This is a genomic window from Lactobacillus hamsteri DSM 5661 = JCM 6256 (genome assembly GCF_000615445.1).
Lineage (GTDB): Bacteria > Bacillota > Bacilli > Lactobacillales > Lactobacillaceae > Lactobacillus > Lactobacillus hamsteri.
Genome location: NZ_BALY01000045.1, coordinates 1 through 9,260, shown reverse-complemented (window position 1 = coordinate 9,260; position 9,260 = coordinate 1). Strand labels below are relative to the sequence as shown.

The 9,260-nt window shown below is 36.9% G+C and carries 10 protein-coding genes, 1 tRNA gene and 1 pseudogene; 9 read left to right on the top strand and 3 right to left on the bottom strand.

The features are described 5' to 3' along the window. The 6 genes from JCM6256_RS08700 to JCM6256_RS08675 form a co-directional block, all read left to right on the top strand. Nucleotides 1–1,453: DHH family phosphoesterase (locus JCM6256_RS08700; RefSeq protein WP_025081298.1), on the top strand; the 1,453-nt coding region annotated here is incomplete at its 5' end. Between the two features lie 14 nt (nucleotides 1,454–1,467). Further along, nucleotides 1,468–1,923: a 50S ribosomal protein L9 gene (rplI, locus tag JCM6256_RS08695; RefSeq protein ID WP_025081297.1), complete on the top strand. Its 456-nt coding sequence runs from the start codon at nucleotides 1,468–1,470 to the stop codon at nucleotides 1,921–1,923. A 23-nt stretch (nucleotides 1,924–1,946) separates the two neighbouring features. Next, the gene (gene dnaB, locus JCM6256_RS08690; RefSeq protein ID WP_025081296.1) at nucleotides 1,947–3,338 is read left to right on the top strand and encodes a replicative DNA helicase; all 1,392 of its coding nucleotides are present in this window, start codon (nucleotides 1,947–1,949) and stop codon (nucleotides 3,336–3,338) included. Between the two features lie 170 nt (nucleotides 3,339–3,508). Next, the gene (locus JCM6256_RS08685; protein ID WP_025081295.1) at nucleotides 3,509–4,390 is read left to right on the top strand and encodes an ROK family protein; all 882 of its coding nucleotides are present in this window, start codon (nucleotides 3,509–3,511) and stop codon (nucleotides 4,388–4,390) included. A 133-nt stretch (nucleotides 4,391–4,523) separates the two neighbouring features. Next, nucleotides 4,524–4,712, top strand: coding sequence for a CsbD family protein (locus tag JCM6256_RS08680; RefSeq protein WP_025081294.1), 189 nt, complete (start codon nucleotides 4,524–4,526; stop codon nucleotides 4,710–4,712). A 1-nt stretch (nucleotide 4,713) separates the two neighbouring features. Next, nucleotides 4,714–4,974: a GlsB/YeaQ/YmgE family stress response membrane protein gene (locus JCM6256_RS08675; protein WP_025081293.1), complete on the top strand. Its 261-nt coding sequence runs from the start codon at nucleotides 4,714–4,716 to the stop codon at nucleotides 4,972–4,974. An 86-nt stretch (nucleotides 4,975–5,060) separates the two neighbouring features. On the opposite strand, the pseudogene JCM6256_RS10205 reads toward JCM6256_RS08675, so the two are convergent. Beyond that, nucleotides 5,061–6,328, bottom strand: a pseudogene (locus tag JCM6256_RS10205) (DUF2974 domain-containing protein). 99 nt (nucleotides 6,329–6,427) lie between these two features. Next, nucleotides 6,428–7,129 (bottom strand): MgtC/SapB family protein, encoded by a 702-nt coding sequence (locus JCM6256_RS08665; protein WP_025081292.1) that lies wholly within the window; start codon nucleotides 7,127–7,129, stop codon nucleotides 6,428–6,430. Between the two features lie 180 nt (nucleotides 7,130–7,309). Here JCM6256_RS08665 and JCM6256_RS08660 point away from each other — a divergent pair. Then, nucleotides 7,310–7,382: transfer RNA gene (locus tag JCM6256_RS08660), tRNA-Thr, on the top strand. Between the two features lie 102 nt (nucleotides 7,383–7,484). Here the strand turns inward: JCM6256_RS08660 and JCM6256_RS08655 are convergent. Continuing rightward, nucleotides 7,485–7,808: a DMT family transporter gene (locus JCM6256_RS08655; protein ID WP_025081291.1), complete on the bottom strand. Its 324-nt coding sequence runs from the start codon at nucleotides 7,806–7,808 to the stop codon at nucleotides 7,485–7,487. A gap of 62 nt (nucleotides 7,809–7,870) precedes the next feature. Between JCM6256_RS08655 and JCM6256_RS10625 the strand changes: the two genes are divergently transcribed. Both JCM6256_RS10625 and JCM6256_RS08645 read left to right on the top strand, forming a co-directional pair. Continuing rightward, entirely contained in the window at nucleotides 7,871–8,035 is a 165-nt protein-coding gene (locus JCM6256_RS10625) for an alpha/beta fold hydrolase (protein WP_155833183.1), read from the top strand. Between the two features lie 428 nt (nucleotides 8,036–8,463). After that, nucleotides 8,464–9,012 carry a DUF8462 domain-containing protein gene (locus tag JCM6256_RS08645; RefSeq protein WP_025081290.1) on the top strand — a complete coding sequence of 183 codons (549 nt, stop codon included), beginning with the start codon at nucleotides 8,464–8,466 and terminating at the stop codon, nucleotides 9,010–9,012. Nucleotides 9,013–9,260: the final 248 nt, after the last annotated feature.

Genomic DNA, 9,260 nt, shown 5'->3' with positions numbered 1-9,260 from the left:
AATTGGACAAATCTTCATTGATAATTATGATGAATTAAGTGAAGCTATGCATGATCAAGAACTAACCAGCATGAGTTCATATGTTCAAAATACTTTGAGTGATTACGCTAAACGATTTAATTCTTATCTAAAGCGAATTGATGAAGATCACTTTATTTTATTAATGCATATGCAGGATCTCGATAAGATGGAAGAAGATCGTTTTTCCGTTTTGGATAAGATTCGTCAAGAAACAAGTCGAAACAATACGCCTCTTACTTTATCAATTGGGATTGCTTTCGGCAGTGATTCTTTGACAGAAATTGCCAACCAAGCTCAATCTAATCTTGATTTAGCCTTAGGTCGAGGTGGGGATCAGGTTGTCCTTCGTCAACCAGGTAAAGATGCTCGCTTTTATGGTGGTAAATCAAATCCGATGGAAAAGCGTACTCGAGTTAGAGCACGAATGGTTTCACAAGCTATTAGCGAACTATTCAAGGACGCTGACAGAGTATTTGTTGTCGGTCACCAACGTCCAGACATGGACTCAGTGGGTAGTGGAATCGGGGTAGTGAAAATCGCCCGCTTGCACGGTGTTAAAGCTAATTTTGTTCTTGATACGACAAAAACTAATTATGACGTTGGTCGTTTAGTAGCGCGTATGCAAGAAGAAAAGCAAGATACAGATATTTTTATCAATCCTGAAAAGGCTCTTGATGAAGTTACCGACAAGTCAATGTTGGTAATGGTTGATCATTCTAAGTATTCCATTACTTATTCACAGAAACTCTATGATCGTTTAAAGAATAGAATCATCGTTATTGATCACCATAGGCGTGGGGAAGAGTTCCCAGAAAATCCAATGCTTACGTATGTTGAACCATATGCGTCTTCTGCGTGTGAATTGGTAACAGAAATGATAGAATATCAACAGCCAGCAGGTGGCAAGAGAGTTTTGACTGATCTTGAAGCTACAGCCATGCTTGCCGGAATTGTCGTTGATTCTAAGGAATTCTCGCTACGTACGGGAACCAGAACCTTTGATGCAGCAAGTTATCTTCGCTCAATTGGAGCCGATTCTTCAGTTGTAAGTTCACTTCTTAAAGAAGATATTGATAGTTTCCTTGAACGAACTCATTTAGTTGCTACACTTAAGTTGGTAAAACCTCATATGGCTGTTTTATGTGGTCCTGATGATAAAGTAATTGATCCAATCGTTACTGCACAGGCCGCAGATACGGCTCTTGATCTTGAAAATATTGGCGCAAGTTTTGCAATAACACGTAGGGATCAAAATACAATCGGAATTTCTGCTCGTTCAATGGGTAAAATCAATGTTCAAATTATCATGGAAAAATTGGGTGGTGGTGGTCACTTGTCTAATGCCGCAACTCAAATTAAGAATGTAACGGTTGATCAAGCTCGTGAACAATTGCTTAAAGCGATTGATGAGTATGAAAAGGAAAATGAATAAAAAGGAGAAAAACAATGAAAGTTATTTTTACTAAAGACGTTAGAGGTCGTGGCAAGCGCGGCGATGTTAAGAATGTTCCAGATGGCTATGCACAAAACTTTTTGTTTAAGCGTGGCATGGCTAAGCCAGCAAATAAGGCTAACATGCACACTTTAGAACGTGTTGCTGCTAATGAAAAGGCTGCTTATGAAGCTGAAAAGGCTGAAGCTGAAAAGATTAAGGCTATCCTTGATAAGGATGAAACTGTTGTTAACTTCAAGTCTAAGGCCGGCACAGATGCTCGTTTATTTGGTTCAATTTCTGGTAAGAAGATCGTTGAAGGCTTGGAAAAGCAATACGGTATTAAAATTGATAAGCGTAAATTGAGTCTTCCAGAACCAATTAAGGCTTTGGGTTATACTAATGTTCCTGTTAAATTGTTCAAGGGTGTTGAAGGTACAATTCGCGTTCACATTACTGAACAAGACTAATTTTGTAAAAAGTGGTTTGATTGATGGATAACATTGTTTCTCAACAAATTCCGCATGATTCAGAAGCTGAAAAAGCGGTCTTAGGTGCGATTTTTATTGATCCTGAAGCAATTGCCGATGCAAGTGCAGTTGTAACGCCTGAGGATTTCTATGAGCGGGCTAATAGATTAATTTATCAAGCGATGCTGGATTTATCAGATCGTGGGGATGCAATTGATCCGTTAACCTTACAAGATGAATTAACTAAGAAAAATCAGTTAGATGATATTGGCGGTATTGCTTATGTTTCGCAGTTGGCACTATCTACGCCAACTGCTGAACACGTGACTTATTATGCTAAAATTGTGCATCGTAAGTCTCTTCTCAGAAGATTAATCGCTGCCAGCCAAAAGATTATCACTAACGCAATTGATGGTTCAGATGACGTAACCGACATTTTGGATGATGCCGAAAGCGAGATCATGAACGTTTCATCAGAGAATAATACTGGTGGCTTCAGAGTTATCAAAGATATTGTTAACTCAGCAGTTGAAGACATCAACAATATTCCTGATGATGGCAACATGGTTACGGGTCTTCCGACTGGTTTCCAAGAATTGGATAAAATGACAACAGGTTTTCACGAAGATGAATTAATCATTATTGCTGCTCGTCCAGGTGTTGGTAAAACTTCATTTGCTTTGAATGTTGCACAATTCGTTGGTCTTCATACTGATAAAACTGTCGCAATGTTCTCTCTTGAAATGAGTGGAGAACAATTAGTGCAGAGAATGCTTGCCTCAGAAGGCTTAATCAATTCTCAGCATCTTAGAACAGGTCAGCTTGATGAAGATGAATGGCGCAAGTTAGTAGTTGCTTCAGGCTCACTTGCTAATACCAGTATTTATATTGACGATACGCCTGGTATTAAAATGAGTGAAATCCGTGCTAAGTCACGAAGACTTGCTAAAGAAAAAGGCAATTTAGGCTTGATTGTCATCGATTACTTGCAGCTTATTGAAGGTCCGCGTAGCGAATCACGGCAACAAGAAGTTTCCGCAATTTCTCGTCAATTAAAGAAACTGGCTAAGGAACTTCATGTACCAGTAATTGCTCTGTCGCAGCTTTCTCGTTCTGTTGAACAACGTCAGGATAAGCGTCCGGTTTTGTCCGATATTCGTGAATCTGGTTCTATTGAACAGGATGCCGATATCGTATCTTTCCTTTATCGTGATGATTATTATCGTGATGAAAATGATGATAGCGAGGAAGGCGGAGATAATGGCGAGGTTGGTGCAGAAGACGATAACGGTGAAGTAGAAGTTATCATTGAAAAGAACCGTTCAGGAAGCAGAGGAACGGTTAAATTGATGTTTTCTAAACCATATAATCGTTTTTCAAATTTGGATTATGCGCATGATACGCCAAATAGTTAATGATTAATACTCTGGTCGAAAGGCTAGAGTATTTTTATATGTAAATAAAAAGTATTACATATAGCTGAAAGCCTTTACACATACTATGCTTTTTTCATATAATTAATAGGAAATACGTAAAACAAAAACTTAACTAGGGAAATAAATCAATAACGGAAAAGGAATAGAAAATGGCAGATAAAAAATATGTTGGCAGTATTGAAGCCGGCGGTACAAAATTTATTGTGGCAGTTCAAGATGTAGAAAGTGGCAAGACAATTGCTAAGGATAGAATCCCTACTACAACTGCAGATGAAACTTTACAAAAGAGTGCAGATTTCTTTAAGGAGCACCACATTGATGCTTTAGGTATCGGAACTTTTGGTCCAATTGATATTGATCCAAATTCACGTACGTATGGCTACATTTTGGATACGCCAAAGCCAGGTTGGTCAGGCACTAATGTAAAAGGCTTCTTTGAAAAAGAATTGGGTATTCCTGTTGCAATGACAACTGATGTTAATGCATCTTGTTACGGTGAATATATTGCTCGTGGTAAAGACGATACCAAGAGCTACTTCTATGTAACTATTGGAACCGGTGTTGGTGCTGGTATTGTTCAAGGCGGTAAGTTCTTAGGCCTTAATAACCACCCAGAAATGGGCCACATGCTTATTAAGCGCTACCCTGGTGATGATTATAAGGGTAATTGTCCATTCCACGGAGACGCTTGTGTAGAAGGAATGGCAGCCGGTCCTTCACTTGAAGGTCGTACAGGCATTCCTGGGGAAAAATTGGCACGTGACAACAAGGTATTTACTTACGTTGCTTACTACGTAGCTCAATTATTGTTCAATGTTTACATGACTGCTCGTCCTGATGTAATGGTTGTTGGTGGTTCAGTATTGAACGAAGATGATTTGGTTAAAGTACGTAAATTCTTTGATGACTTTAACAATAATTATGTAGCTACACCTGATTTGGATAAATTAATTGTTCGTCCAGCTGTAGCCCACAACGGTTCAGCAACTCTTGGCGATTATGAACTTGCTAAGGCAGAATTAAATAAGTAATAATACGATAAGAAAGCCCAGTTTATTAATAAAATATTAAGCTGAGCTTTTTTATTATAAAAATAATGACACGGCGTCACTATTTGTGTAATATTAAAGTATACAAAAAAACTAAAAAATAGAGGTGAGAAAAATGGTAAAAGACAAGTCAGGTCTTAAAGATAAAGTTGTCGGCGCGCTGAAAGAAGCAGAAGGTAAAGTTACCGGCGACAAGTTGCGTGAAGCAGAAGGCAAGGCGCAAAAAGCAAAAGGCAAAGTTAAAGATAAAATAAACGATGCCAAAGAAGAAATTGAACGTAGAAAAGAAGAAGGAGTGACTTAAGATGTTGCATTGGTTATGGGTATTAATCGTTGGTGGCGTAATCGGATTAATTGCAGGCGCAATTACTGGTCGTGGACAATCAATGGGCTGGATTGCTAACATTTTAGCCGGCTTAATTGGTTCATCACTTGGCCAAGCATTATTAGGCTCATGGGGTCCTCAAGTAGCAGGAATGGCTATTGTTCCTTCAATCTTGGGTGCCGTTATCTTAGTATTAATTGTTTCATTCATCCTTGGCATGATGAATCGTAAAACTAATTAATAAAAAATAAATAATTTCAAAAATGAATCCAAAATAAAAAAGTTCCAGTTTCTACTGGAACTTTTTTGTGTTACACATGAAACAATTTAATTCTTGTCTGTAGTATCTTTATCTTTAGCATGTCTTCTAATATGATTCTTAATTCTTTCTGCACGACTGTCTTTCTTAGTAAGAAGCTTGTTTGGAAGTTTTAAGTTTGGTTGATCTGGATCGTAGAATTCAAAGAAAATAGGTGCCTTTTTTGAATCATTGCTTTTTGGATAATATTGAAATTCTCCATCAATAAATGGCAAATTCATGTTAGAGCGATAAGTATTCCAAATATCACTGAAAATACTATTAAGAATTTGACGTTGATCCGGATCAAGCGATAAAAGCACGCGCCCTAATCGATACGTCCCAACTATCTTGTGGGTTGTAATTTGGTTAACGTCACGAATTTCTGAGTTTTCAAAAGCATCAAAAAGTGCGGAAAACATTTCGCCACGCTTAGAATCAGGAATAGAATGATTAAAATGAATTAAAGCGTGCCGTAAAATTCTGGCTCCAGTTGTTAGGCTTTCTGCTAAAACGAAACTGTTGCGACCAACGGCCCAGCGCCGTGGATCATGTTGATCTTTCATTGGCGCATCGCTTTTAACAATTAAAACCCGTTCAGGGTGATCGAGCATTGTTCCGATAATTGAAGCTTCGGGTAAATAAGTCTTCATTTTTTTCATGGTGCGCACGAAGCCGTCACTATGATAGACCTTATGAAAAAATCCGGGTCCGTCAAAACTTAAGGCCTTGATGATACGGTCTTGTACGGCAGGACGAACGGCGCTTAAAGAATATTGAGCAAAGTTGCCGCCTTTAGAGTGACCTACTAAATAGATTTTATCGTTGGGAAATTTCTTTGCCATGTTATTAAGGTAAGCAGCGGCTACGTTTTGACCGTAGACTTCAGGCATGTAATTCATGTTCATGTCTTCGTTCCAGCCAATCATGGAACTGTCGGTACCGCGGTAAGAAATTAAAATAGTATTTTTGTTAATCCGAAAAGTTGCGGCAGTAAATTGCAATGGGTGGGGCTTTTTTTCCAAGCGATTTGTCCAATTAAGAATTTCAATTTTGCCAAAGCGAGGACTTACTGGAAGAAGCCAAATTTCAGCGCCTGTTTCATCATGCATTTGATGTTGAAAGGAAGGAAGTTCGCGAAGTTTGTTAGCCACTTCATTGAGCGTATGACCAGCGGCAGATGAATCTACGGGTAAGTAGACTAAGGATGCAAATAAAGATGCGTCAACACTGTTGAATGGCTGTTGGTCGAAACTAAAATCACCACGCAGCGTAGATAATCTAAAGAGCCTTGCATAAGATCAATCCTTTCCTTAAAAATAGTTAATATAACCATTTTAACAATTTTTTCTGAAAGCATGAAAAAAGAACCCCTGAAGGGTTCTTAAGTTTAAATTTACTTACCGCCACGAGTATAACTGATTCGAGTTATATCAGGATATTTACGCAATGCCATGATGATATCATTTTCATCTTTCTTATTGTTGATAATGCCATCAACACTGAAGACAATGCGTTCATCACTAACATCAAGGATTTTAACGGAAACATTTTCAACTTGGTTTTCTTTTAATTCTTCTTGAATCTTCGGCAAGATGTGATGCTTATTAATTGCCTCAATTTGAATATTAAAACGAACATGAAGAATAATCTTGTTGATGAGCGTGTCGTCGTGAAAGAGAACCTGAATAAGGAAAAGGAATGCTGTTGATAAGACTCCGATTAAATACATTCCAGCTCCGACGGCCATACCGATTGCGGCAGTTGCCCAAACACCAGCAGCTGTAGTTAAACCTGAAATCTGTTCTCTGCGGACAAGAATTGTACCTGCGCCGATGAAGGAAATACCTGTTACGATCTGAGCGGCAATTCTTGAAGGGTCGAGTGCGATGTCGTGCATGTTTAATAAATCTGCAAAGCCATACTTGGAAACGATCATGAATAAAGCGGAAGCAATCGCAACAACGATGTGCGTTCTGACTCCGGCGCTTTTTCTTTGAACTGCACGTTCATAGCCGATTACAGCCCCGCAGACAGCAGCGACAATAATTCTCAACAGCCAATCCAATTGGATTGGTAAAGGTGCTAAACTTTCCAGACCTGTCATGGAATCACACTTTCTATAATTCAATTAGTATTAACAATCTCCATTCTAATATAAAAGCTTGATAAATACAGTTTTTCAGGAAAAATCAAAAAAAATTCAAAAAAAGACTTGCGCAAGTCTAATTCCTATGGTTTAATAAATACTGTTGTCGGGTGAAACAACTACGAAGTTGCTGACTTAGCTCAGTTGGCAGAGCACGTCACTAGTAATGATGAGGTCGGAGGTTCGAATCCTCTAGTCAGCATAACTTGATGAAGAACTTAGTCGAAAGGCTAAGTTCTTTTTTTGTTTTAAAATAAAAGTTCAACCTCTTACTTAATAAAAAGCAGACCCTAGGGCCTGCTTTTTAATGTGCGTTTGAAAAAAGATTGCAAACCACTACGCCGACAATGATTAGCACGATTCCAATAATTTCAGGAATTGAAACCTTATCATGCCAAAAGACAACAGCGATAAGCGTGGTAAGAATAATGCCAACACCACTCCATGTAGCATACGCTGCACTCAAGTTGACGGTTTTTAAGGCCAAAGATAAAAAATAAAAACATGCGACATATGCGACCAATGATGAAATAGTTGGCAATGGCTTGGTAAAGCCGTCAGAAGCTTTTAACAAGTTAGTTCCGATGATTTCTCCAATAATTGCTAATGCTAACTGAATGTATCCCATAATTTATATTCCTTGATATTGATATGAACTACACCGGTATTTTAGTGCCGGTGTAGTTCATTGTGAACGGTGATCATGATGTTATGGTTCCAACAATTAATTCGTATAAATTAAAGGAAGAAATTCCTAATAGTATTTTGCATATTTATCCTGATGCTGGGCATATGAGTTTCTTTCAGTATTCGCAGGATTTTTCTGAGCGAATCGATAAATTTTTAAATAAATAATATTACACACTATTACTAATAATTAAAACTAAAAGATATACAAAAAGAAGCTAGGGGGAAAGAGATCCTAGCTTCTTTTTTGGATAATTTCGACTAAGGGGGAAAATAAAAATAGAAGTTGTGTATAAAGTGTGTATAAAGTGATATGTAAAATGATATAGAATGACATAAATAATGTTTAAGGTATTTAATGAGAAGTTTTATCCCCCTCATATATATATGTGCAAAAAATCGAAATTTTACCGAAAAAAGTTTTAAAAATTTGAGAATGGAAATTAAAAATGATGCTCAACTCCTTGCCTGCATAAGAATTATGGAAAATGTTATTTTTGTGTTTTTTAGATTTAAAAGGATTTAAAATATAGATATAGATTTAAAAGAATTTAAAAAGATTTAAAAATATATTTTAGATTTAAAAGGATTTAAAAATGAATAAAAACCCATTTAATCCAACATTTGGTGATGTACCAGAATTAAAAAGTGATGCAGAGGAAGTCAGCCCATTACAAAAATTAGATATTTACAATACTTACATGAAAGTATTTAAATGTGATAATTCTGTTGCGACCAAGTTAACGAATATGACTAAAGGATATTCTTATGCCTTTCAATTATTAGGATATATCTTATTCAACCATGTTAATGGTAATGTACCGACATTAACAGATGTAGAAGAAATCATGCAAGAATATAAAAATACGTTATACAATAATGCTTATCAAAAAATCTTTTCAGAAATTTCTACAATGGATCAAAAATATCTTTATGCAGTATGTGGCAACCACAAGTTGGATGAAATTGCTAAAATTTTGGGGAAGAGCAATGTTTTTGTTGCACAATATCGTAGACGTGCGATTGAAAGAAATTTAGTTGTTTCTGCTAAGATGGGATATGTGAAATTCACCTTGCCATATTTTGAAGATTATTTGCACGAAACTCAAAATGTTGATTCGATCTTTTATTTAGGGTTAGAGTAAATAGCTGTACTCCTTGTCTGCGTAAGGATTATAGGGAGTTAATATAAAAAGTCTAAAAGAAATGCTTGGAAATAGTGGATGTAATGAATTACTTAACGTTAAAGTAGTAAACTTTGAATAATCTTTAGGCTCACATAAGAAAGTAATAATCACAATGAAAAAGCTAAGATCTATGTTGGATCTTAGCTTTTTTGCATCTGAATTTTTTGTAACAAAAAAGACGGTCATTCAGACCGCCGTGCATTTGT

Excerpts from the sequence above, each read along its gene's own strand:
- JCM6256_RS08645 (WP_025081290.1), top strand. The coding sequence starts at position 8,464 with ATGAATAAAAACCCATTTAATCCAACATTTGGTGATGTACCAGAATTA.
- JCM6256_RS08675 (WP_025081293.1), top strand. The coding sequence starts at position 4,714 with ATGTTGCATTGGTTATGGGTATTAATCGTTGGTGGCGTAATCGGATTA.
- rplI (WP_025081297.1), top strand. The coding sequence starts at position 1,468 with ATGAAAGTTATTTTTACTAAAGACGTTAGAGGTCGTGGCAAGCGCGGC.
- JCM6256_RS08685 (WP_025081295.1), top strand. The coding sequence starts at position 3,509 with ATGGCAGATAAAAAATATGTTGGCAGTATTGAAGCCGGCGGTACAAAA.
- JCM6256_RS08680 (WP_025081294.1), top strand. The coding sequence starts at position 4,524 with ATGGTAAAAGACAAGTCAGGTCTTAAAGATAAAGTTGTCGGCGCGCTG.
- dnaB (WP_025081296.1), top strand. The coding sequence starts at position 1,947 with ATGGATAACATTGTTTCTCAACAAATTCCGCATGATTCAGAAGCTGAA.
- JCM6256_RS08655 (WP_025081291.1), bottom strand. The coding sequence starts at position 7,808 with ATGGGATACATTCAGTTAGCATTAGCAATTATTGGAGAAATCATCGGA.